Genomic DNA, 22146 nt, shown 5'->3' on the forward strand with positions numbered 1-22146 from the left:
CTCGCCCGCGCTACGGTTCCCGCGCCCCCTGCTCGTCCCGCCGGTTCCGCTGATCCGTCTCGTCCCGGCGCTCCGTGGCGAGGGCGTAGGGGTGGTGCAGGTCGAAGGCCGGGGACTCGGAGCGGATCGGCGGCAGCGTCTTGAAGTTGTGCCGCGGGGGCGGGCACGACGTGGCCCACTCCAGGGAGCGGCCGAAGCCCCACGGGTCGTCCACGTCGACCTTCTCGCCCTCCTTGGCCGTGTGCCACAGGTTGTACAGGAACGGCAGCGTGGAGGCGCCGAGCAGGAAGGCGCCGATGGTGGAGATCGTGTTGAGCGTGGTGAAGCCGTCGGCGTCGAGGTAGTCCGCGTACCGCCGCGGCATGCCCTCCACGCCCAGCCAGTGGTGCACGAGGAACGTGGCGTGGAAGCCGACGAACAGGGTCCAGAAGTGGATCCTGCCCAGCCGCTCGTCCAGCATCTTCCCGGTGAACTTCGGCCACCAGAAGTAGAAGCCCGCGAAGGTCGCGAACACCACCGTCCCGAAGACCACGTAGTGGAAGTGGCCGACGACGAAGTACGTGTCCGTCACGTGGAAGTCCAGCGGCGGCGAGGCCAGCAGGACGCCTGTGAGACCGCCGAAGAGGAAGCTGACCAGGAACCCGATCGACCACAGCATCGGCGTCTCGAACGACAGCGAGCCGTTGACCATCGTGCCGATCCAGTTGAAGAACTTCACCCCCGTCGGCACCGCGATCAGGAACGACGCGAGGGAGAAGTACGGCAGCAGCACCGCCCCGGTGGCGAACATGTGGTGCGCCCAGACCATGATCGACAGACCCGTGATCGCGACGGTGGCGGCGACCAGCATCACGTAGCCGAAGATCGGCTTGCGGGAGAAGACCGGGATGATCTCGCTGATGATGCCGAAGAACGGCAGCGCGATGATGTAGACCTCCGGGTGGCCGAAGAACCAGAACAGGTGCTGCCAGAGCAGCGCTCCGCCCACGGACCCGTCGAAGACGACCGAGCCGAACCGCCGGTCCGACTCCAGCACCAGCAGCGCCGCGGCCAGCACCGGGAACGCCATCAGCACGAGGATCGAGGTGAACAGGGTGTTCCAGGTGAAGATCGGCATCCGGAACATCGTCATGCCGGGCGCGCGCATCGTGACGATCGTGGTGAGGAAGTTGACCGCGCCCAGGATGGTGCCGAAGCCCGCCAGCGCCAGCCCCATGATCCACAGGTCCGCGCCCACGCCGGGGGAGTGCACCGGGCCGTTCAGCGGCGCGTACGCGAACCAGCCGAAGTCCGCGGGCCCGCTGGGCGTCAGATAGCTGCTCAGCACGATCAGGCCGCCGAAGAGGAACAGCCAGTAGGACAGCATGTTCAGCCGCGGGAACGCCACGTCGGGCGCGCCGATCTGCAGCGGCATGATCTCGTTGGCGAACCCGGCGAACGTCGGGGTGGCGAAGAGCAGCAGCATGATCGTGCCGTGGATCGTGAACGACTGGTTGAACTGCTCGTGGCTGAGGATCTGCATCCCCGGCCTGGCCAGCTCCGCCCGCATCACCATCGCGAGCAGGCCGGCGAAGAGGAAGAAGGCGAACGAGGTGATGAGGTAGAGGTGCCCGATCTTCTTGTGGTCCGTGGTGGTCAGCCAGTCCACGACCACCGAGCCGTGCCGTCGTGCGCGCGGGGGAGCAGGTGCCGGTGCCGGTGCCGCCTCTGTCGTCCCCATCGTCTCTGTACCTTCCGCTCGTAGGTCACGTGTGACGACGCGCGCGTCCACGGCACGACGGTGCCACCGGTGTACGGATCCGGCGTGCTACGCGCGTTCGCCCGGTGTGTCGCGAAGAGGCCATCCGAGGGTTTATGCGGAGCTGACACCGGACGCCGCCGTCCGGGGGAAAATCGATGAATTCCAGGGGGCCCGGCGGGTAAACAGCAGGTGCGATTAGCGGCCCTGACAGCAATTCCCGATAGCCCGTCAGGAGGTGCCTCCCGGACGCCTGTACGGGCCCTCCTCCGGGCCTCCCGGCGGGCCGCGGGCGCTGTGACAGAAGTGTGACCCGCGGTGAACAGGGCCGGGACATCCCCGTGGTCCGCCGCCCTACCGCGGCCGTGACCAGGGGGCATAGCGTGGGCGCCATGGCGACTCCACCGAACCTGCCGACACCGTCCCCGAACCCCGACGACGACCCCGAGAGCTACGTCGGCCTGGCCGCTGCCGACGCCGAGGAACGGGCCAGGGACCGCGGCTGGACCACCGTCCGCTCGCTGCCCCCGGGGGCCATCATCACCATGGAGTTCATGGGCGGACGGCTCAACTTCACCGTCCAGGACGGCCGGGTCACGCGCTCCTGGGTCGGCTAGGTCCTGTCTGGCACAGAGCGCCGTCCGCCCTCTGGGCGGGCTCCCCCACAGCGCGCTGCGCGCGCGTGGGCGGTACCCCCAGACGCAGGCGGGATCTGCCAGACAGGGCCTGGGGGCGGGTCAGCCGCCCGCGCGTGCCTGCGGCCGGCCGCCGGGGCGGTCCGACTGCGGCGGGCGGCGGTGGCCCGCCGGGGTGACGGGAGGGCGCTCGTGCCGCGTGGTGTGCGGACGCGGCGCCAGGTGCGGCCAGGTGTCGGGACGGGCGGCGGTGCCGGAGCCCGTGACCCGGGCCATCTCCCTGGTGCTCGGCGAGCCGGTGCCCGTGGGGCGCTGCGAGACGATCGACACGCGCGTGGCCAGCGGCGACAGCGACGCGGGCGCGGGCGGCCCGGCGGCCGGGGAGCCGCGCAGCCGGTCGCGCAGGTGCAGCAGCCACGCCTCCGCGCGGGCCACGCCGGGCTCGAACCAGGGCAGGGCCAGCAGCACGAGCAGGCCGGCGACCCAGCCGAGGAGCACGTCGCTCAGCCAGTGCGTACCGAGGTAGACGGTCGTGCCGCCGACGCCCAGCGCCACCATCGCGCAGACCACGGAGGCGGTCCTGCGGGCGCCCGGCGTCGTCGCCAGATAGGCCACGACACCCCAGGTCACGACGGCGTTCGCGGTGTGACCCGAAGGGAATATATCGCCGCCCGCCCACATCTCGTTCGAGCCGATCTGGGTGGCGTAGTGCGGGCCGAGCCGGCCCATGCCGATCTTCGCCGCGCCGACCGTGACGTTCAGCAGGAGCAGCGAGCCGGCCAGCATGAACAGCGGGCGCAGGGTGTGCTGCCGCCAGGCGCGCCAGCCGAGCCAGGCCAGCACGGCGACGGCGGTGGGGGCGCGCTGCCCGAGCACCACGAAGTAGTCCAGGAAGGCGTGGAACTCCGGCCACTGCTTGTACGGCCGGAAGAGCATCAGCTGCCAGTCGAGGTGCACCAGCCACGACGTGGTCACGACGGCCGCGACGATCCCCGCGTAGACGGCCAGCGACGACCAGAACAGCCACAGCCGGGTCCTGGTCATACGCGGCTGCCAGCCGCCGTGTGTGGTCGGACGCTCCGCTCCCTGCGGAGGTCTCTCTTCGGTTCGCACGGAATCGACGCTACATCGCCGACTGCGGTGGATTGACCAATCCCCCGGATTTGTAACGCCTATGTGATGTGGGCTGTGTCGTCAACGGCGGTTACCCCACTGCCATTTCAGGACTCATGTCTTCCGCTTTCTGGGAATATCTGAGTGCGGCCAATCGGTCAATTGTTTTTCGCGCTCCTCCGTTTATCGGAGATTCGCCGTACCGTTGCGGACCGTTCGCCTGGCGGCCGGCCGGGCCGTGATGTGACGGGCGTCACGCATCGTGCGCAATGCCCTCAACCAGTGACTTCCCGGACCGGGGGCGCGCAATCATGGCACGTCAGCGGAGCCGTTGCGGCGCGCGGGGGGACCGGACCCGGCGCGCGGGGACCGGAGGGGACAGCGGGGGGCGGGAAGGCGCCGGGCCCGGGGAGGGTCTGCCTCCGCCGCAACCCGGGGCGCCGTCACCTCAACGGGTAGTGCCGCCGCCTGCATCCGGAGGACTCGCGTACGCTGTCGACTCGCGCGAGTCCGGGAGGTGCGTAGATGTCAGGGACGGCCACGGCCACGAGCCCGCCGCGGGACGCTCCCGGCGCCCACGGCGGCGGCGCCGGACGCTGGACCGTGCTGGCCGTCCTCTGCTCCAGCCTGCTGCTCGTCGCCCTCGACGCGACCGTCCTGCACGTCGCCGTCCCCGCGCTCACGGAAGACCTCAAGCCCGGGGCCGTCGACCTGCTGTGGATCGTCGACGCCTACCCCCTCGTCGCCGCCTCCCTGCTGATCCTCTTCGGCACCCTCGGCGACCGCGTCGGCCGCCGCCGCGTGCTGCTCCTCGGCTACGCGATCTTCGGCCTGGCCTCCGCGCTCGCCGCCGCGGCGAGCGACCCGCACGTGCTGATCGCCGCCCGCGCCCTCCTCGGCGTCGGCGGCGCCATGATCATGCCGGCCACGCTGTCGATCCTGCGCCAGGTCTTCCCCGACCGCCGCGAGCGCGCCGCGGCCATCGGGCTGTGGAGCGCCACCGCGGCCGTGGGCGCGGCCATCGGGCCGCTGCTCGGCGGCTTCCTGCTGGAGCACTTCTGGTGGGGCTCGGTCTTCCTGATCAACATTCCGCTGATGGTGATCGCCGTGCCCGTGGGCCGCTGGCTGCTGCCGGAGTCCACCGCCGACCGGGCGGGCCCCTGGGACGTCCTCGGCGCGCTGATCGCCGCCGTCGGCCTCTTCGGCGTCGTCCTCGCGCTCAAGCAGGCGGGCGCGGGCGACGGGCCGCTGCACCCGGCCGTCGTCGCGCCGCTGGTGTTCGGCGGCGCCCTGCTCGTCCTCTTCGTCCGCAGGCAGCGCCGCCGCGCCCACCCCCTCGTCGACTTCGACGTCATCTCCTGCCGGTCCTTCGGCACCGCCGTCGGCTGCATCGTGCTCGCGCTGCTGGCCCTCGTGGGGCTCCAGCTCGTCGCCGTGCAGTACATGCAGCTCGTCCTCGGCCTCAGCCCGCTGGAGACCGGGCTGCGGCTGATCCCGCTGACCGTCGCCGCCGTGGCCGCGGGCCTCGCCGGCTCCCGGATGGTCGCCAGGCTCGGCCCGCGCGCCATGGTCGCCCTCGGCTTCCTGGTCACCGCCGTCGCCGTCACCGGCCTGATCAGCCTGGGCGAGGAGGACCGGCCGCTGGTGCTGTGCGCGGGCTTCGTGCTGCTGGGGTACGGGCTGGAGACGACCATCTTCGGCGCGTACGAGTCGATGCTCAGCGAGACGCCCGCGGAGCAGGCCGGCGGGGTCGCGGCCATCGGCGAGACCTCGTACCAGCTCGGCGCGGGCATCGGCATAGCGCTCCTCGGCAGCGTCATGAACGCCGTCTACCGGCCCGCGCTCGGCACCGTGCCCGGCGTGCCGTCGAGCGCCACCGACGCGGCGGGCAACTCGCTCGGCGAGGCGTACGAGACCGCGGCCGGGCTGGGCGGCGCGGCGGGGGCCACGCTGCGGGACGCCGCGCGGGACGCGTTCGTGCAGGGCATGCACGTCACGCTGGCCGTCAGCGCCGGGCTGCTGCTGCTCGGCGCGCTCACGGCGCTGCGGCTGCCGCGGTCGATGGAGTGCGGTGAGCCCGGCGAGGCGGGCGGCGGCCCGGCGAACGACGCCCGCGAGGCGGCGGGCGAGGCGGCGGGCGCCGGTTCCGCGGCCCCGGCCGGGGTGCGCCGGGAGCGGGGTGCGGCGGTCGGCGTGCGGGACGGCGGCGGCCGGGTGTGGGAGCGGGGTGCGCGGCCCGCCCGCTTACGGCGTGTGCAAGAGGTCACGCCGCGCGCGGGGAGGGTGGACGACGCCGAATACGCGCAAGTAGCGTCGGGCCGTGACCCCGAGGGACCGCCGGAGGACGACAGCCATGGGCTCAAGCACTACGCCGCCGTTCAACCCCGCCGATCCGCTGGGAGTTGACGACCTCCTCGGCCCCGAGGACATCGCCGTCCGCGACACCGTGCGCGGCTGGGCCGCCGACCGCGTGCTGCCGCACATCGCCGACTGGTACGAGCGCGGCGAGCTGCCCGGCATCCGCGAACTGGCCCGCGAGCTCGGTGCGATGGGCGCCCTGGGTATGTCGCTCACGGGCTACGGCTGCGCCGGCGCCTCCGCGGTGCAGTACGGGCTGGCCTGTCTGGAGCTGGAGGCCGCCGACTCCGGCATCCGCTCCCTGGTCTCCGTGCAGGGCTCGCTCGCGATGTACGCCATCTGGCGGTTCGGCTCCGAGGAGCAGAAGCAGCGGTGGCTGCCGCGGATGGCCACCGGCGAGGTCATCGGCTGCTTCGGCCTGACCGAGCCGGACCACGGCTCCGACCCGGCCGGGATGCGCACGTACGCGAAGCGCGACGGCTCGGACTGGGTGCTGACCGGACGCAAGATGTGGATCACCAACGGCTCGGTGGCCGGCGTCGCCGTCGTGTGGGCCCGTACCGACGACGGCATCCGCGGCTTCGCCGTGCCGACGGACGCGCCCGGCTTCAGCGCGCCCGAGATCAGGCACAAGTGGTCGCTGCGCGCCTCGGTCACCGCGGAGCTGGTCCTCGACGAAGTGCGCCTGCCCGCCGACGCGGTGCTGCCGGAGGCCACCGGGCTGCGCGGCCCGCTGAGCTGCCTGACGCACGCCCGCTACGGGATCGTCTGGGGCGCCATGGGCGCGGCGCGCGCCTCCTTCGACGCGGCGCTCGACTACGCCCGTACCCGCGAGCAGTTCGGCAAGCCCATCGGCGGCTTCCAGCTCACCCAGGCCAAACTCGCCGACATGGCCGTGGAACTGCACAAGGGCGTGCTGCTCGCGCACCACCTCGGCACGCGGATGGACGCCGGCACGCTGCGGCCGGAACAGGTCAGCTTCGGCAAGCTCAACAACGTCCGCGAGGCGATCGAGATCTGCCGGACGGCCCGCACGATCCTCGGGGCGAACGGCATCTCGCTGGAGTACCCGGTGATGCGGCACGCCACGAACCTGGAGTCGGTGCTGACGTACGAGGGCACGGTGGAGATGCACCAGCTCGTGCTGGGCAAGGCGCTGACGGGGCTGGACGCGTTCCGGGGCTGAGCCGTACCGCCCAGCCCCGGTCTTCCGCTGTCTTCTTCTGCGGCGTTTCGCAACGGCCGTCGCGTCAGCTCTGGTTGAAGAACCCGCCCTGCGTGGAGCGGGGCACTTCGCCCGGGACGATCGCGTACTCCGCGGGGGTCAGCAGGAAGACCCGCGTCGCCACCCGCTCGATCGAGCCGCGCAGTCCGAAGGTCAGCCCGGCCGCGAAGTCGACGACGCGCTTGGCGTCGGCGGCCTCCAGCATCGTGAGGTTCACGATGACGGGGACGCCCTCGCGGAAGAGCTCGCCGATTCCGCGCGCGTCGCGGAACCCGTCCGGCGACACGGTGGCGATACGGCGGCCCTTTTCCTGGGCGACCTGGGACGCCACGCGCACGCGCGGGTCCGTCGTCCAGGCGGCGTCTCCCTGGGGGGTGTCCGAGCTGTCGTCTTCGTACCCGTCGTAGTAGCGCTCGTCTTCGTTGTCGTCGACGAGGCCGAGCCAGGCACTAGCCCTGCGTACCGATCCCATGACGCCTCCTCTCTCTCCCGCGGCGTGGGCTGTCCCCGGAGTCCGGGGATGTCTGTCCGCTCACCTATGGTCATCCATGATGCGGATGATGTGCCAATCAGATAGAGGGCACGGGCCGGGTTCGTGACAGTACTGGCACAGAAACGGCTGTCGGTTCGTCAGAGTTCCCCCAGCGCAGGGGGCCTGACGGGGTGACAGGAGATATCCGCGGGGCCGGAAGGGTGTTTCGGCCTCCGCTCGGGTGGTTTCCGCGCTGATCGAGTGGCAGGCGGCCCGGCCTGGCCGGTCGGGCGGGGCCGGGGGCGCGTTTGCGCCAACATGTGCCAGTGCCTACTTGTGCACACCTGCCATCGTCTGAATACTCTCAGCAGCGCTTGTCAGGGGCACGACGAAAATAAGGGGCCACACCCCCACGGCCGGCGCACATGCCGGCCGGGCGAGCCCTTCTGTGTTTTCTCCGCCCCGTGGCTGCGCCTCACGGACCTGCCCGCCGGCGGGTCCCCGAGCACACTCGGAGGATTGAGTGAGGATCAAGCGCACACCCCCACTGAGCGGCACCAAGAAGCGACTGCGGCTGGTCGCCGCGCTGACCGCCGCCCTGGCCGGCGCCGCGCTCGCGGTACCGGCGGCGGGCGCCGCCCAGCCCCCCGAGGGCTTCAGCGCCGCGACCCTGGCCAGAGCCGACGACGCGGTGCTCGCCGCCGACGTCGGCGGCACCGCCTGGGGCGTCGACAAGAAGACCGGCACCCTCGTCGTCAGCATCGACGAGACCGTGACCAACGCCGAGGTGGCCCGCATCAAGCGGACCGCGGGCGCCGACGCCGGCGCCCTGCGGATCGAGCGCATGAAGGGCAAGCTCCAGAGCTACATCAACGGCGGCCAGGCGATCTACGCCTCAAGCTGGCGGTGCTCGCTGGGCTTCAACGTCCGCAGCGGCAGCACGTACTACTTCGTCACCGCCGGCCACTGCACCGACGGTGCGGGCACCTGGTACAGCAACTCCGGCCGCACCACCACCATCGGCCCGACCGTCGGGTCGAGCTTCCCGACGAACGACTACGGGCTGGTCCGGTACAGCAACACCTCGCAGACCCACCCGGGCACCGTGAACCTGTACAACGGCAGCAGCCAGGACATCACCCGTGCCGCCAACGCGACCGTGGGTCAGTCCGTGCAGCGCAGCGGCTCCACCACCGGCCTCCACGGCGGCAGCGTCACGGCGCTGAACCAGACCGTGAACTACGGCGGCGGCGACATCGTCTACGGCATGATCCGCACCAACGTGTGCGCAGAGCCCGGCGACTCCGGCGGCCCGCTGTTCTCCGGCACGACGGCCCTCGGCCTGACGTCCGGCGGCAGCGGCAACTGCTCCACCGGCGGCACGACCTTCTTCCAGCCGGTCGTGGAGGCGCTGAACGCCTACGGGGTGAGCGTCTACTGACCCCGGGGCGTCTGCCGAACCCGACGCACGGGGCCTGAGCGCCCCGGCCGCCGCCCCCGCCCGGACCCCCACCGGGCGGGGGCGGTGCGGTCTTCCGGGCCTGACGGGTGCGCCCGGCCGCGATATCCGGAGGGTTCCTCCGAAAAGTGTCTCCGGCGCGGCGGCGGGGCTACCGTTGACGGAGATCGGCCGACTCGCACGCAACGCAGGGAGCCGTGATGATCGAGGCACTGATCGCAGCGGCGGTGACCATCGTCTGCCTCGGGGCCATCTACCTGATGGCGGGAGCCCGGGTGGTGAAGCAGTACGAGCGGGGGCTCGTCTTCCGGCTCGGGCGGCTCAGGCCCGGGCTGCGCGGCCCGGGTTTCGTGATGATCGTTCCGTTCGTCGACCGGATGCGTAAGGTCAGCATGCAGATCGTGACCCTGCCCATCCCCGCCCAGGAGGGCATCACCCGTGACAACGTGACGGTCCGGGTCGACGCGGTCGTCTACTTCAAGGTCGTGGCCCCGGCCGACGCCGTCATCCAGGTCGAGGACTACCGCTTCGCGGTCTCCCAGATGGCGCAGACCTCGCTGCGGTCGATCATCGGCAAGAGCGAGCTGGACGACCTGCTCTCCAACCGCGAGAAGCTCAACCAGGGCCTGGAGCTGATGATCGACAGCCCGGCCGTGGAGTGGGGCGTGACCATCGACCGGGTCGAGATCAAGGACGTGTCGCTGCCCGAGACCATGAAGCGCTCCATGGCCCGGCAGGCGGAGGCGGCGCGGGACCGGCGCGCGCGGGTCATCAACGCCGACGCGGAGCTGCAGGCGTCCCGGAAGCTGGCGCAGGCGGCGGAGCAGATGGCGGACCACCCGTCGGCGCTGCAGCTCCGGCTGCTGCAGACGGTGGGCGCCGTGGCGGCGGAGAAGAACTCGACCCTGGTGCTGCCGTTCCCGGTGGAGCTGCTGCGGTTCCTGGAGCGGGCGCAGTCCGGCCTGGCCGGGCCGGGTCCGGCAGGCGCCCCGGCCGCCGGCGGGCCGCCTGCGGCGGCGGACGGCGCGGGGGCCGGGGCGGAGGAAGGCGAGAACGACGACGTACCGGCGCCCCTGGACCCGATCGACCCGCTGGGCATGGTCGAGAAGAGGGAGCTGGGGAGCCCCGGGGACGCGGCGACGGCCGAGGAACTGGAGCCGCCGCAGCAGGACCGGGAGGACGGGGAGGACCGGGAGGACTGAACGGGCGGGGTCGCGGTTCGTGCGGTCACGGGACCGGAGGTACGGGGCCGTACCCTGCGGAGTGCCGGCCCGACGCGGTCGGCGGGCGGCGTCCGGCGGTCCGCGCAGCGCGGTCAGTCACTGAAGGCCGCGAGTGCGTCCTCCGCGGAGTTGCGTGCCCACACGTATGCGTCCGCCCACGCCGCCGCCTCCGCGTAGCCGGACTCCGCCGCGATGCGGGCGCAGGCCGCCCCGTAGTCGTACGCCGTTCGCCGCAGCGCCGCGCCGCCCGGGCCGAGCAGCGCCCAGTGGGCGGTCGCCGAGCGCGGTCAGGGCGTCGAGGGTGCGGTCGGGGAGCGGTCCCGCGGCGAGGTCGCCGGTGAGCACGACGGCGTCCGCGGCGCGTACGTCGGGTTCGGCGAGCACGGCTTCGAGGGCCGGCAGCACGCCGTGGATGTCGGAGAGTACGGCGACGGTCTCGGGCATGCGACCAGGGTGCCGGGCGGTGCGGCGGCGCGCGGGGGGATTCGCTGAGAGCAGGGCGGCGCGGCACCCGGGGGCGGGGCGCCCGTACGGGTGCCGGCGCTCGGCGCGGGGCGCGTCAGCGCTCGACGCGGGCCTCCTGCCAGGCGCGGGCCAGGATCTCGTCCGCCGTCTCCGCCGGCGTCTGGTCCGAGGTGTCCAGCCACAGCCCGAGGCGCGGGGTCTCGTCGCGCAGCACGCAGTCCAGCTCCCGTACGCCCCACGCGGGCCCGTACGCCGTCTTCGCCCGCCCCGCCTCGCGGGCCGCCACCGCCGCCGGGCGCGGTGCCAGGACGACGACGAGCAGCGGGTCCGTACGGAAGAGCGCCGCGGTCCGCGGCAGCTCGGCGCCCAGCACCACGTCCTGGGCCACCGCCGTGAACCCCGCCGCCGCGTACGCGTCCGCGGTGCGGGCCATCAGCCCGTACCGCAGTTGCAACTGCCGCAGCGCCTCCGGCGATCCCTCCGGCGTCATCTCGGCGCGTCCGCCGACGACCATCCGGCGGAAGACGTCGCCGCGGACGTGCGCCGAGCGCGGCAGCCGTTCGGCGATCAACTGGGCGACGGTGGACTTGCCGGCGGCCTGGACGCCGGTCAGCAGCAGGACCGCCGGGGTGTCGGGGAAAATGGCGGCTCCTCGGAATGCGGCGGGGATGTCCGGCGTTGACGTTCGCGTCAACGTCGCGACTATCCGTACCACAGCAGGGAGATGGCCCATGGCGGCTGCCGCCGGTGAAAAGCCCAAGGTCGACTTCTACTTCGACCCCGCCTGTCCGTTCGCGTGGATAACCTCGCGCTGGATCATCGAAGTGGAACGGCAGCGGGACATCGACCTGCGCTTCCGGGTGATGAGTCTGTCCGTGCTCAACGAGGGCCGCGACCTGCCGGAGTGGTACCGGGAGCTGCTCGACAAGGCGTGGGGCCCGGTGCGGGTCTGCATCGCCGCCGCGCAGCAGCACGGCGAGGACGTCCTGCGCGACCTCTACACGGCGCTCGGCACCCGCATCCACAACGGGGGCGAGAAGGACTACGAGACCGTCGTCAAGGACGCCCTGGCCGAGGTGGGCCTGCCGGCCGAGCTGGCCGAGGCGGCGGAGAGCGACAAGTACGACGAGGCGCTGCGCAAGAGCCACCACGAGGGCATGGACCCGGTCGGCGAGGACGTCGGCACGCCGACCATCCACATCGACGGCGTGGCGTTCTTCGGGCCCGTGATGACCGCCATCCCGCGGGGCGAGGAGGCGGTGCGGATCTTCGACGGGGCGGTGGCCATGGCGTCGTTCCCGAACTTCTTCGAGCTGAAGCGGACGCGCACCGGCGACCTGAACTTCGACTGAGCGGTCCGCGGCTGGACGGTCGCCGGCCGAGCGGTCGGCGATCGAGCGAACGTGCCGGTAAGGACCGGGTGCCACAGGCACCCGGTCCTTACCGGTGTGCCGACGGACCGGCCCCCGTCGCCGGCCGGCGGCGTCTTGTGTACAGCCAGGCCCCCGCCGTCACCGCCAGCGGCCACAGCAGGTACGGGCCCGAGGCCACCAGCAGCGCCCCGACCGCGACCAGCGCGGGCACCGCCGCCTTCCGCCCGCCGCTGCCGCGCGGCAGCAGCCGGAACGCGGCCGCCACCCCCACCGCGTACACCGTGGTGAACGAGCCCGTGGTGAAGAGCACCAGCGGCTTCGTGCCGGTGTCCGTCAGCGTCACCGCCGCCAGCGCCGCGAACGCCAGCGCCGAGATCACCGCCAGGCTGCGCCGCGGCACCTCCCCGGCCTCACTGCCCCGCGCCAGCTTCGCCGGCAGCGCGCCGTCGCGGCCGAGGGCGGCGCCGAGCTTGGCGGCGCCCGCGTAGTAGACGTTCATGACGCCGAGGGTGAGGAGCAGCGCGGCGCCCGCCGCCAGATGGCGGGCCGGGCCGCCGAGGCCGCGGGCCATGAGGTCGCCCAGCGGCGCGTCCGAGTCCGCCGCGGCCGGGCCGAGCACCGCGACGACGGCGAAGGCGACGGACAGGTACAGCACGCCGACCAGCGCGACCGCCGCGGCCGTCGCGCGCGGCAGGTCGCGGGCCGGCCGGCGGAACTCGCCCGCCAGGTGCGTGATCGCCTCCCAGCCCGCGAAGCTCCACACCAGCAGCGCCGCGGCCGGTGCGACGGCGGTCCAGCCGTGCGGTGCGAAGGGCCGCAGATTGTCGGTACGGGCATGGGGGAACGACAGCAGCACCGCGGTCAGCAGCAGGACGACGAGCAGCACCGCGAGCGCCAGTTGCAGCCGTCCCGTCACCTTCAGCCCCGCGGCGTTGGCGGCCGTGACGGCGGCCATCAGCCCGGCCGCGGTGGCGGTGGTCGTCGCCGTGCCGCCGCCCAGGGCGGCGGAGACGTACGCGCCGCCGAAGAGCGCGGCGGCTGCGGCGCCCGGCGGTATCGCGAGGAAGAAGCACCAGCCGACCACCGTCGCGGCGCGCTCGCCGAAGGCGAGCCTGGCGTACGTCGAGACGCCGCCGGAGTCCGGGTGGCGGGCGCCGAGGGCGGCGAAGGTGGCGGCCAGCGGCACGGAGACGAGGACGAGCGCGGCCCACGCGACGAGGGAGGCGGGGCCGGCGGTGTCGGCGGCGAGCGCGGGCAGGGTGATGACGCCGGTGCCGAGGACGGCGCCGACGTACATCGCGGTGCCCTGCGCCGCGGTGAGGCCGCCGGGGGAGTGCGCGCGGCCCGGAGACGCGGGCTCCGGGCCGCGGCCCCCCGGGCGTCCCGGGGTACGCCCCGGGCGTACCGGGGCCGCGGCGTGCGGCGGCTCGGCGCCGGCCGCCGGGGCGGCGCCGCTGGTCGTGTCGGCCATGACCGGAGCCTCGCCCGTCCGCACCCCGCGCGGCCATGGGCAGAAATGCCTCCCTGCGCTAAATTCCTGCCATGTCTCCGCCGCCGAAGCCCCCGGTGCCCCGCCACGTCGTCGGGGTCGCCGTCACGGACGGCACCCCCGCCTACGAACTCGCCGTCCCCTGCGAGGTCTTCGGTCTCGACCGAAGCGACCTCGTCGACCCCTGGTACGAGCTGCGCCTGTGCGCCGCCCAGCCGGGGCCGCTGGCCACCGCGCCCGGGCTGCTCCTGCAGAGCCCGTACGGCCTCGCCGACCTGGCGGAGGCCGACACCGTGCTCATCCCCGGGCTGACCCGCAGCCTCCAGCTCGACCCGCCGCCCGGCCTCGTCGCCGCGGTGCGGAAGGCGTACGAGGCGGGCAAGCGGATCGTCACGCTGTGCGCGGGTGCGTACGTACCGGCGGCGGCCGGCGTGCTGGACGGGCGCCGCGCGACGACGCACTGGATGAACGCCGCCGACTTCACCCACCGCTTCCCCGGCGTCCGCGTCGAAGCCGACGCCCTGTACTGCGAGGACGGCCCCGTCTTCACCTCCGCGGGCACCGGCGCCGCCGTCGACCTCTGCCTCCACCTCGTCCGCCGCGACCACGGTGCCGCCGTCGCCAACGAGGTCGCCCGGCGCATGGTCGTACCCCCGCACCGCGAGGGCGGCCAGGCCCAGTACGCCAGGCTGCCGCCGGCCCCGGCCCGCCCCGCGGCGCCCGGCCACGGGCTGGCACCTGTGCTCGACTGGGCCCGCGCCCGGCTCCACGAGCCGCTGACCGTGGCCGCGCTCGCCCGCACCGCGCACCTCGCCGAGCGCACCTTCGCCCGCCGGTTCCGCGACACCCTCGGCGTCACCCCGCTGCAGTGGCTGCTGCAGGAGCGGGTCCGGCTGGCGCAGGAGCCGCTGGAGACCACGGACGTGCCGGTGGAAGCGGTGGCACGGCGCGCGGGGCTGGGGAGCGCGGCGAACCTGCGGCACCAGTTCGCCCGGCAGACGGGGGTGTCTCCGCGGACGTACCGGCACGTGTTCCGGGACCGGGCGCGGTGACGCAAGCGCGGGGTCCGGGAGCGCGGGGTCCGGGAGCGCGGTGACCGGGACGGCCCCGCCCGCGGCCCGTCAGGGGGCCCCGGTCACCGCCAGGTGCGTACGGCTGTGGCGGGGCGACTCCGCCTCGTCCAGCAGGGCGACCGCGAAGTCCGGGTACGAGATGCGTGCCCCCGCGTCGCCGTGGGGGTGGACGCGGTAGCCGCCCTCCGTGCGGCCGGCGTCGTGGTCGAAGTCGCCGGCGGGACTGACGTAGAGCCAGTCCAGCCCGGGCGGCGCCGTACGGAGGAGGTCCAGACCCGCCGCGTGCGCCTCGCAGAAGGGGCGGAACTCCGCCGGGAACGCCGGGTCGTCCAGCATCCGGCGGCCCGTCGCGTCCGGCAGCAGCGACGCCAGACCGACCAGCACCAGCCGCGGCACCTCCGCCCGGCCGAGACCGGCCACCAGCGCCTTCGCCGAGGCGCGGAAGAAGGCGTCCGGGTCCGTGCCCTCCCCGTAGACCGCCGCCGCGGCGATCGCCGCCGTGCAGCCGGCCGCCGTGGCGGCCACCGCCTCCGCGTCCGCCGCGTCGCCGGCCACCAGCCGTATGCCCTCGCCCGCGACGCCCGCGTGCTTCGCCGGGTCCCGCACCACGGCCACCACCTCGTGCCCGCGCCTCCGCGCCTCCGCCACCGCCCGGCGACCGGCCCTGCCGCCCGCCCCGTACACCACGATCCTGCCCATCCGCTGCCTCCCGCTGCTCGGCCGTCGTCGTCCGCCGCACGCTAACCGGGCCCCCGGTTTCCTCCGGGATACCGGGGGCGCCGCCTACGCTGGCGGGATGAGCGAGCCGCTGCGCCCCGACATGTTCGACGAGCTGTGCCCGTCGTCGGTACTGCCGTTCCGCTTCGGCGACAAGTGGGGCGGCCTGATCCTCGCGTGCCTGGAGGGCGGGCCGCGCCGCTACTCGGAACTCCGCGTCCCGCTGCGGCGGGTGACGCCCAAGATGATGACGCGGTCGCTGCGGTCCCTGGAGCGCGACGGGCTGGTGGCGCGGACGGTGTACGAGGGGCCGCCGCAGCGGGTGGAGTACGCGCTGACGCCGCTGGGGCGGAGCATGCTGGAGCCGCTGCGGGCGGCGTGCGCGTGGGCGGCGGAGCACTGGGACGAACTGCTGGACGCCAGGGAGGCGTACGAGCGGCGTTCGGGGACCGCGGAGGCCGCGGGCGCCGCGGGGGCCTGAGCTGCGGGCGGTCCCGTACGTCCCCGGCGTACGCCCCTATCCGCCGTGCCCCGGCTCCCGGCCGCCCAGCGGGAAGCGCAGCCACTCCCGCCACCGCCGCCCGTCGTACGCCACCAGGTCCACCGCCCGTACCCGCGCCGCCACCGGCAGCCGGGGCGCGAGGTCCGCCTCGATCGCCGCGTGCACCGCGTCGCCGCCGCCGTTGGCGACCGTCAGGTGCGGGTCGAGGTCGCCGAAGAGGCCGCCGTACGGCGGGTGCTCCGGCCACTGCTCGACGACCGCCTTCGTCAGCGCCCGCAGCGGGTCGTCCGGCTCGGGGACGAGGTACAGCACCCCGGGGAAGCGGGCGCAGCGCGCGAACGTCACCTCGAACGGCTCGTGGCCGGCGAACAGCCGCCGCAGCGCGGTGCGTACGGGCGCGTCGACGCGGGCGCGGTGGAGGAACGGGTAGAGGACGGTGACGTGGGCGGTGCCGCCGTGGGCGGCGGCGGTGTCGTAGCGGGCGCGCCAGTTCCGTACGACGGAGTCCACCTCGGGCAGCGGCACGCTGAGCGCCGTCGTGCCGGGCGCGGTGGGCCAGCCCTCGGCGTCCGCGCCCGCCTCGGCGTCCGCTGCGGGTTCGGTGCGCGCGCGTGGCATGGGGGGATCGTACGGCGGCGGCGCCCGGGGCTCCCAGGGCGGGTCCCGTGCCCGGCGGCTCGTGGAGAACGTCTCTCCGGCGTCTTCGCGCACCGCGTACCGTACCGATCATGACTACGGACCACGAGTTGCACCGGCGGCGCGCCTCCTCCTTCGGCGGCCAGGCCGCGGCCTACGCCGAGTTCCGCCCCGACTACCCGGCGGCCGCGGTCCGTTGGGCCCTGGCACCGGTCGCGGACCGCGAAGGACCGCACGTCCTGGACCTCGCGGCCGGCACCGGCAAGCTGACCGCCGCGCTGGTCGCGGAGGGGGTGCCGACCACGGCCGTCGAGCCGGACGCGGCGATGCGGGCGGAGTTGCGGCGCGCGCTGCCGGACGTGCCGGTGCACGAGGGGACGGCGGAGCGGATCCCGCTGCCGGCCGCCTCGGTGACCGCGGTGCTGGTGGGGCAGGCTTTCCACTGGTTCGACCCGGAGCGGGCGCTGCCGGAGATCGCCCGCGTGCTGCGGCCGGGCGGTGTGGTCGCCGGGCTGTGGAACGGGGGCGACCGCGAGGTGGACTGGATCACCGGCCTCGACGAGGTCACGCGCGGTGAGGCGTGCTTCGCCGACCTGGCGGACGAGGTGGAGGTGCCGGCCCACGAGCGGTTCGAGCCGGTGCAGCGGCAGCGGTTCCCCAACCGGCTGCGGTACACGCGCGATTCGCTGACCGCGATGGTCGCCACCCACTCGCGGCTGCTGCTGCTCCCGGAGGACGAGCGGGCGCAGTTGCTCGCGCGGGTACGGGGCTACCTGGCGGCGCGGCCTGAGACGCAGCGCGCGGAGTTCGAGGTGCCGCTGGTCACGCTGGTCGACCGGGCGGTGCTGCGGGGCTGAGCGCGGGCGGCGGCGCGCCGCCCGTACCCGTCATACCTGAGAGCTACCCGCCAGGTGGGCTCTCCGGCGGGACGCCGACGAGGCCCGCCGGTTCCTAGCTTTCTCACCGGAACACACCCCGGTGAGAGGACCCGCTATGGCACGCCCCCGACCTTGCGAACCGGACGTGCGCGGTGCGGGGTCGGGACGGCGGTCAGCAGTCCGTGAGGGACGTCCGCGGGACGCGGGCGACCGGGGTGCGGGGCGGCCGGTGATCCGGCCGCGGGCCCGGGAGCGTTGTGGCGCCCGGCTCTGCGGCTCCCGGTCCCGCGGAGGCGGTGCTTCCGACGCCGGGTCCCCAACCACCGCGGGCCGCACCCGCGGTGCGCGGTTGCGGCGGGGGGTGCTGGCCGCGGTGGTCGCGGCCTCCGTGGCGCTGCCCGTGGCCGCCGCGGCGCGGCCCGCCGCCGTGCCGGCGCCGGCGCCCGGCGTGCCGTTCGAGGTGAGGGCCGCGACTCCCGCCGCCCTCGCGCAGCGGTACGCCGCCAACCGCGACGGCATCCGCGCCGCCGCGCGGATGGCCGCCGCCCACGGGGACCGGCGGCGCGCCGACTCGCTGCGTGCCATGGCGGCGCCCGGGCGGCGGTTCGTCTCGTTCGACGGCCGCGACGGCGGGCGCAGCGCCGAGGTGTTCGGCGATCTGGCCCGCGCCGGGCGGATCGCCGTCCTCGTCCCGGGTGCCGACACCGGCCTCGACGCGTACGGGCGCTTCCGCGCGGGCGCCGAGGCGCTCCACGGCGAACTGCGCGCGGACCCGGCCGGCGGCGGACCGGACGCCGTCGTCGCCTGGCTCGGCTACGCGACGCCGAGCACGCTCAGCCCCGAGTCGCTCACCGCCGACCGCGCCGAGGCCGCCGCACCCCGGCTCCGCGCCTTCGTCCGCTCGCTGACCGCCGCCCGTCCGGGCGTCCGGATCTCACTGCTCTGCCACTCGTACGGCTCGGTGGTCTGCGGCCGCGCCGCCGCCGGGCTGCGGGTCGCGGACATCGTGCTGTACGGCAGCCCGGGGGTCGGCGCGGACACCGCCGCCGGCCTGCGCACGCCCGCCGCGGTGTGGGCGGGGCGGGGTGCGGACGACTGGGTGGGCAAGGTGCCGCACGTACGGATCCCGCTGCTCGTGACGGTCCTCGGCTTCGGCCGGGACCCGGTCTCACCGGCCTTCGGCGCCTGCCCCTTCCCCGCGGGCGCGGGCGGCCACAGCGACTACCTCACCCCCGGCTCCGTACCGCTGCGGAGCATGGCCGGGATCGTGCGGGGGGAGGCAGCCTGCGCACGTCCGGGCGTGCCGGGAGAGGCCGCCGGGCCGCACGCGGCGGTGACCGCGGCTCTCCCGCGCCCGTACGCCCACGGACCCGGCCCGGCCGCCCGGCACCATGCCGCGACCGCGCTCCCGCCGACGCCGCGCCCGCCCTTCCCGTACGCCCGGGCCCCCGCTCTCCAGACCCGCGGCGGCGCCCATGCGTGACCTCCTCCTCCGTGTGGACGCCGCCACCCCCGCCACCCGCGACCGCGGGATCGACGCCCTCCGGGCGCTCGCCATCCTCGGCGTCGTGCTCGGGCACTGGCTGGTCACCGCCCTCGTCGTCGACAGCGGCACCGTGCGCGCCGCCAGCCCGCTGCACTACATGCCCGCGCTGGCGCCCGTCTCCTGGGCCCTGCAGACCCTCGCCGTCTTCTTCTTCGTCGGCGGCTACGTCGCCGCCCGCGGCCACGCCTCCGCCCGCGCCGCCGGCATCCCCTACGCCCGCTGGCTCCGCGGCCGGCTCGACCGGCTCTTCCGGCCCGTCGCCGCCGTGCTCGCGGTGTGGGCGGTGGTCCTCGGCGTGCTGCTGGCGTCGGGCGCCGGGTACGCGACCGTACGGACCCTCGGCAAGCTGGCGCTGTCGCCGCTGTGGTTCCTGCTGGTGTTCGCCGTGCTGACCGCCGCGACCCCGCCGGCCGCGCGGCTGCACCCGCTGTGGCCGCTGGCCGTGACCGGCTGCGTCGACCTGTGGCGGCTGGGCTTCGACGGGCCCGCCGCGCTGGGGTGGGTGAACGTCGCCGCGGGGTGGCTCGTCCCGTACGCGCTGGGCGCGCGCGGCGCCCGCCGCGGGCTGCCGGGACGGCGGACGGCGTGCGCCCTGCTCGGCGGCGGCGCCGCCGCGACCGCGGGGCTGGTGCTGGCCGCCGGCTACCCCGCCGCCATGGTCGGCGTGCCCGGCGCCGCGGTCTCCAACCTCGATCCGCCGACCCTCGCCGCCGTGACCTTCGGCCTCGCCCAGTGCGGCGGCGCGCTGCTGCTGCTCGGGCCGCTGCGCCGGGCGCTGCGGCGGCCGGCCGCGTGGGCGGCGGTGGCGCTGCTCAATCTGTCGGCGATGACGGTCTTCCTCTGGCACCAGACGGCGATGATGGCGGTCTCGGCTCTCGGCCTGCTTGCCGGCGGGGCGCTGCCGGGGCTGCACACGCTGCCGGACGGGGGCGGCTGGGTGGCGGCCCGGCTGCCGTGGCTGCCCCTGTTCGCGGCGGTGCTGCTGGTGTGCCGGGCCGCCTTCCACCCGTACGAGAGGGGCCGGGCCCGGCAGGCGAGGTACCTAAGGTGGGGCGAGTGAAGGAGGGGACGATGGCAGAGCGAGTCGCGGGGTGGCTTCGTACGGCCCTGCGGGTCCTGCGCGCGGACCTGTGGACGACGGCCGTCAGCCCGCCGCCGCGTACGGAACCGGCTGCCGCGGCCGAGCGCTCCCGGCTCCGCGAGTGGCTGCCGGCGCTGGTCGTGCCGGTCGTGCTGGGGCTGGCGGCGCTGCAGATCGCCGCCACCAACCAGTACGCCTTCGGCTACGGCATGGGCACGCGCATCGCCGCCCTGCTCACCGCGCTGCAGACGGCGGCGTTCCTGATCGCGCTGGTCCGGCCGGTGCTCGCGTGGTGGATCATGACGGTGGCCATGGTGGTGGTCGCGCGGTACGCGATCGTCTCCTCCGGCTCGGATGCGGGCGCGATGTTCCCGTGGACCGGCACCGGGCTCGTGCTCCAGGCCACGGTGCTCTTCGCGGTGGCGCTGCGGTGCCGGCCGCGGATCGCCGTCGAGACGCTGGTGATCAGCGTGCTGGTGGGCCTCGGCTACGGCTTCCTCGGCGACACCGAGGGCGTGCCGTTCGCCGTCCTGGTCCTCACCCTCCCCGTCGGTGCCGGCGTCGCGCTGCGCGGGCGCCGGGTGGCCCGTACCGAACTGGCGGCGCAGGAGGAGCTGACCGCGGAGGAACGGGCCCGGCGCGTGCTGCTCCAGGAGCGCACCAGGATCGCGCGCGAACTGCACGACGTCGTCGCGCACCACATGTCGGTGATCTCCATCCAGGCGCAGGTCGCGCCGCATCTCGTGCGGGACCCGCCGGCGGAGCTGAAGGAGAACCTGGCGGGGATCCGCGCGAGCGCCGTCGAGGCGCTGACCGAACTGCGCCGGGTGCTGGGCGTGCTCCGCGCCGACGACCCGTCGCCGGGCGCGGCCGCCCTGCGCCCCCACGACGTACGCCACGCCCCGCAGCCCACCCTCGACCGCCTCGGCGAACTCGCCGCCGCCGTACGCCGCGCGGGGGTGGACGCCGGCATCCGGACCACCGGCGAGCCGTACCCGCTGCCGCCGGGCATCGAGCTGTCCGCGTACCGCATCGTGCAGGAAGCGCTCAGCAACGTGGCCCGGCACGCGCCCGGGGCACGCGCCCTGGTCGAGATCGGCTACCACCCGGCGGGGCTCACGGTCCGCGTCACCAACACCGCGCCCGAGCGCGCCGCGCCGCCCTGGGCCGGGGCGGGGCACGGGCTGCTCGGGATGCGGGAGCGCGCCGCGATGCTGGGCGGCGAACTGGCCACCGGCACCACCCCCGACGGCGGCTACGAGGTCACCGCGATACTGCCCGCGGCGGCGCCCGTACCCGCCGCCCCCGCCAGCCCCGCCATCCCGGACGGTGAGGACACCCCGTGACGAACATCCGCGTGCTGATCGCCGACGACCAGGTCATGGTGCGCCAGGGCTTCACCGTGCTGCTCGACGCCGAGCCCGGCATCGAGGTCGTCGGCCAGGCGGTGGACGGCGCCGACGCCGTCGCGAAGACCGCGGAACTGCGCCCGGACGTCGTCCTGATGGACATCCGGATGCCCGGCCTCGGCGGCATCGAGGCCACCCGCCGCCTCACCGAGCCGCCGTCCGCGGCCGTCCGGGTGCTGATCCTGACGACCTTCGACCTCGACGAGTACGTGTACGAGGCGCTGCGCGCGGGCGCGTCCGGCTTCCTCCTGAAGGACGCCTCGGCCGCGGAACTGGCCCACGCCGTACGGGTCGTCGCCACCGGCGACGCCCTGCTCGCCCCGGCGGTCACCCGCCGCCTCATCACCGAGTTCGCCCGCCTGACCCGTACCCCGCGCACCCCGCTCAAGGACCGCGTCGGCGGCCTGACGGAACGCGAGACGGAGGTCCTGAGCCTGATCGCGCAGGGCCTGTCGAACGCGGAGATCGCCGAGCGGCTGGTGGTGGCGGAGCAGACGGTGAAGACCCACGTGGGCCGCATCCTGACCAAACTGTCCCTGCGCGACCGCACCCAGGCGGCGGTCTTCGCCTACGAAACGGGCCTCATCCGCCCGACGGGCCACTAGGCCCTGTCTGGCACATATAGCGTCGTCCACCCTCTGGGCGGGCTCCCCCACAGCACGCAAGCGCGCGTGGGCGGTGCCCCAGACGCAGGCGGGATCTGTCAGACAGGGCCGAGGACCGCGCCCTGCCGAGAACCCGGGTGGGGGAGCGA

At 74.6% G+C, this 22146-nt stretch carries 19 protein-coding genes and 2 pseudogenes; 13 read left to right on the forward strand and 8 right to left on the reverse strand.

Annotation, left to right across the window (positions count from 1 at the left end):
- Positions 1 to 10: 10 nt before the first annotated feature.
- A complete protein-coding gene (gene ctaD, locus FB457_RS22520) occupies positions 11 to 1720 on the reverse strand; it encodes an aa3-type cytochrome oxidase subunit I (RefSeq protein WP_173534822.1) in 1710 nt (569 codons plus the stop codon).
- Positions 1721 to 2130: 410 nt separating this feature from the next.
- Here ctaD and FB457_RS22525 point away from each other — a divergent pair, with 410 nt between their 5' ends.
- Positions 2131 to 2355 carry an I78 family peptidase inhibitor gene (locus FB457_RS22525; RefSeq protein WP_047019786.1) on the forward strand — a complete coding sequence of 75 codons (225 nt, stop codon included), beginning with the start codon at positions 2131 to 2133 and terminating at the stop codon, positions 2353 to 2355.
- Between the two features lie 120 nt (positions 2356 to 2475).
- On the opposite strand, the gene FB457_RS22530 is transcribed toward FB457_RS22525, so the two are convergent.
- On the reverse strand, positions 2476 to 3417 hold the full coding sequence (locus FB457_RS22530) for a phosphatase PAP2 family protein (RefSeq protein ID WP_047014985.1): 942 nt from the start codon (positions 3415 to 3417) through the stop codon (positions 2476 to 2478).
- Positions 3418 to 4011: 594 nt separating this feature from the next.
- Between FB457_RS22530 and FB457_RS22535 the strand changes: the two genes are divergently transcribed.
- Together FB457_RS22535 and FB457_RS22540 are read left to right on the forward strand one after the other, a co-directional pair.
- Positions 4012 to 5892, forward strand: a complete 1881-nt coding sequence (locus FB457_RS22535; protein WP_047014984.1) for an MFS transporter — start codon at positions 4012 to 4014, stop codon at positions 5890 to 5892.
- Positions 5840 to 7030: an acyl-CoA dehydrogenase family protein gene (locus tag FB457_RS22540; protein ID WP_047014983.1), complete on the forward strand. Its 1191-nt coding sequence runs from the start codon at positions 5840 to 5842 to the stop codon at positions 7028 to 7030. Before FB457_RS22535 ends, FB457_RS22540 begins: the two co-directional genes overlap by 53 nt.
- 64 nt (positions 7031 to 7094) lie before the next feature.
- Here FB457_RS22540 and FB457_RS22545 read toward each other — a convergent pair whose 3' ends face one another.
- Positions 7095 to 7541, reverse strand: coding sequence for a cell division protein SepF (locus tag FB457_RS22545; RefSeq protein WP_047014982.1), 447 nt, complete (start codon positions 7539 to 7541; stop codon positions 7095 to 7097).
- Positions 7542 to 8064: 523 nt separating this feature from the next.
- Between FB457_RS22545 and FB457_RS22550 the strand changes: the two genes are divergently transcribed.
- Complete coding sequence (locus FB457_RS22550; protein WP_047014981.1) at positions 8065 to 8982, forward strand: S1 family peptidase; 918 nt, start codon at positions 8065 to 8067, stop codon at positions 8980 to 8982.
- A 218-nt stretch (positions 8983 to 9200) separates the two neighbouring features.
- On the forward strand, positions 9201 to 10202 hold the full coding sequence (locus tag FB457_RS22555; RefSeq protein WP_145783006.1) for an SPFH domain-containing protein: 1002 nt from the start codon (positions 9201 to 9203) through the stop codon (positions 10200 to 10202).
- Between the two features lie 291 nt (positions 10203 to 10493).
- Here FB457_RS22555 and FB457_RS36340 read toward each other — a convergent pair.
- A pseudogene (locus FB457_RS36340) lies at positions 10494 to 10667 on the reverse strand (metallophosphoesterase family protein); the annotation flags it as partial.
- 115 nt (positions 10668 to 10782) lie between these two features.
- Complete coding sequence (locus tag FB457_RS22565) at positions 10783 to 11382, reverse strand: AAA family ATPase (RefSeq protein ID WP_486589104.1); 600 nt, start codon at positions 11380 to 11382, stop codon at positions 10783 to 10785.
- A 37-nt stretch (positions 11383 to 11419) separates the two neighbouring features.
- Between FB457_RS22565 and FB457_RS22570 the strand changes: the two genes are divergently transcribed.
- Entirely contained in the window at positions 11420 to 12040 is a 621-nt protein-coding gene (locus tag FB457_RS22570) for a mycothiol-dependent nitroreductase Rv2466c family protein (protein WP_047014979.1), read from the forward strand.
- Positions 12041 to 12128: 88 nt separating this feature from the next.
- On the opposite strand, the gene FB457_RS22575 is transcribed toward FB457_RS22570, so the two are convergent.
- Entirely contained in the window at positions 12129 to 13532 is a 1404-nt protein-coding gene (locus FB457_RS22575) for an amino acid permease (RefSeq protein WP_145783008.1), read from the reverse strand.
- Positions 13533 to 13603: 71 nt separating this feature from the next.
- On the opposite strand from FB457_RS22575, the gene FB457_RS22580 reads away from it, so the two are divergent.
- Positions 13604 to 14602: a helix-turn-helix domain-containing protein gene (locus FB457_RS22580; protein WP_145783010.1), complete on the forward strand. Its 999-nt coding sequence runs from the start codon at positions 13604 to 13606 to the stop codon at positions 14600 to 14602.
- Between the two features lie 69 nt (positions 14603 to 14671).
- On the opposite strand, the gene FB457_RS22585 is transcribed toward FB457_RS22580, so the two are convergent.
- Complete coding sequence (locus tag FB457_RS22585; RefSeq protein WP_047014977.1) at positions 14672 to 15322, reverse strand: NAD(P)-dependent oxidoreductase; 651 nt, start codon at positions 15320 to 15322, stop codon at positions 14672 to 14674.
- A gap of 97 nt (positions 15323 to 15419) precedes the next feature.
- Here FB457_RS22585 and FB457_RS22590 point away from each other — a divergent pair, with 97 nt between their 5' ends.
- A complete protein-coding gene (locus tag FB457_RS22590) occupies positions 15420 to 15821 on the forward strand; it encodes a winged helix-turn-helix transcriptional regulator (protein WP_047014976.1) in 402 nt (133 codons plus the stop codon).
- A gap of 36 nt (positions 15822 to 15857) precedes the next feature.
- On the opposite strand, the gene FB457_RS22595 is transcribed toward FB457_RS22590, so the two are convergent.
- On the reverse strand, positions 15858 to 16460 hold the full coding sequence (locus tag FB457_RS22595; protein WP_047014975.1) for a 2'-5' RNA ligase family protein: 603 nt from the start codon (positions 16458 to 16460) through the stop codon (positions 15858 to 15860).
- Between the two features lie 110 nt (positions 16461 to 16570).
- On the opposite strand from FB457_RS22595, the gene FB457_RS22600 reads away from it, so the two are divergent.
- The 5 genes and pseudogenes from FB457_RS22600 (at position 16571) to FB457_RS22620 (ending at position 21997) form a co-directional block, all read left to right on the forward strand.
- Positions 16571 to 17335 (forward strand): class I SAM-dependent methyltransferase, encoded by a 765-nt coding sequence (locus FB457_RS22600; protein WP_047014974.1) that lies wholly within the window; start codon positions 16571 to 16573, stop codon positions 17333 to 17335.
- A 382-nt stretch (positions 17336 to 17717) separates the two neighbouring features.
- Positions 17718 to 18638 (forward strand): annotated as a pseudogene (locus FB457_RS22605) (alpha/beta hydrolase); the annotation flags it as partial.
- Positions 18639 to 18831: 193 nt separating this feature from the next.
- Positions 18832 to 19962, forward strand: a complete 1131-nt coding sequence (locus FB457_RS22610) for an acyltransferase family protein (RefSeq protein WP_047014973.1) — start codon at positions 18832 to 18834, stop codon at positions 19960 to 19962.
- An 11-nt stretch (positions 19963 to 19973) separates the two neighbouring features.
- Positions 19974 to 21329 (forward strand): histidine kinase, encoded by a 1356-nt coding sequence (locus FB457_RS22615; RefSeq protein WP_145783013.1) that lies wholly within the window; start codon positions 19974 to 19976, stop codon positions 21327 to 21329.
- Positions 21326 to 21997, forward strand: a complete 672-nt coding sequence (locus FB457_RS22620) for a response regulator (RefSeq protein WP_047014971.1) — start codon at positions 21326 to 21328, stop codon at positions 21995 to 21997. The genes FB457_RS22615 and FB457_RS22620 overlap by 4 nt, the downstream gene beginning before the upstream one ends.
- Positions 21998 to 22146 lie beyond the last annotated feature (149 nt).

The sequence above is a fragment of the Streptomyces sp. CNZ287 genome (genome assembly GCF_007827615.1).

What these genes read in the sequence shown, in the direction of transcription:
- ctaD (WP_173534822.1), bottom strand. Translation starts at nt 1,720, where the DNA reads ATGGGGACGACAGAGGCGGCACCGGCACCGGCACCTGCTCCCCCGCGC.
- FB457_RS22525 (WP_047019786.1), top strand. Translation starts at nt 2,131, where the DNA reads ATGGCGACTCCACCGAACCTGCCGACACCGTCCCCGAACCCCGACGAC.
- FB457_RS22530 (WP_047014985.1), bottom strand. Translation starts at nt 3,417, where the DNA reads ATGACCAGGACCCGGCTGTGGCTGTTCTGGTCGTCGCTGGCCGTCTAC.
- FB457_RS22535 (WP_047014984.1), top strand. Translation starts at nt 4,012, where the DNA reads ATGTCAGGGACGGCCACGGCCACGAGCCCGCCGCGGGACGCTCCCGGC.
- FB457_RS22540 (WP_047014983.1), top strand. Translation starts at nt 5,840, where the DNA reads ATGGGCTCAAGCACTACGCCGCCGTTCAACCCCGCCGATCCGCTGGGA.
- FB457_RS22545 (WP_047014982.1), bottom strand. Translation starts at nt 7,541, where the DNA reads ATGGGATCGGTACGCAGGGCTAGTGCCTGGCTCGGCCTCGTCGACGAC.
- FB457_RS22555 (WP_145783006.1), top strand. Translation starts at nt 9,201, where the DNA reads ATGATCGAGGCACTGATCGCAGCGGCGGTGACCATCGTCTGCCTCGGG.
- FB457_RS22570 (WP_047014979.1), top strand. Translation starts at nt 11,420, where the DNA reads ATGGCGGCTGCCGCCGGTGAAAAGCCCAAGGTCGACTTCTACTTCGAC.
- FB457_RS22575 (WP_145783008.1), bottom strand. Translation starts at nt 13,532, where the DNA reads ATGGCCGACACGACCAGCGGCGCCGCCCCGGCGGCCGGCGCCGAGCCG.
- FB457_RS22580 (WP_145783010.1), top strand. Translation starts at nt 13,604, where the DNA reads ATGTCTCCGCCGCCGAAGCCCCCGGTGCCCCGCCACGTCGTCGGGGTC.
- FB457_RS22585 (WP_047014977.1), bottom strand. Translation starts at nt 15,322, where the DNA reads ATGGGCAGGATCGTGGTGTACGGGGCGGGCGGCAGGGCCGGTCGCCGG.
- FB457_RS22590 (WP_047014976.1), top strand. Translation starts at nt 15,420, where the DNA reads ATGAGCGAGCCGCTGCGCCCCGACATGTTCGACGAGCTGTGCCCGTCG.
- FB457_RS22595 (WP_047014975.1), bottom strand. Translation starts at nt 16,460, where the DNA reads ATGCCACGCGCGCGCACCGAACCCGCAGCGGACGCCGAGGCGGGCGCG.
- FB457_RS22600 (WP_047014974.1), top strand. Translation starts at nt 16,571, where the DNA reads ATGACTACGGACCACGAGTTGCACCGGCGGCGCGCCTCCTCCTTCGGC.
- FB457_RS22610 (WP_047014973.1), top strand. Translation starts at nt 18,832, where the DNA reads ATGCGTGACCTCCTCCTCCGTGTGGACGCCGCCACCCCCGCCACCCGC.
- FB457_RS22615 (WP_145783013.1), top strand. Translation starts at nt 19,974, where the DNA reads ATGGCAGAGCGAGTCGCGGGGTGGCTTCGTACGGCCCTGCGGGTCCTG.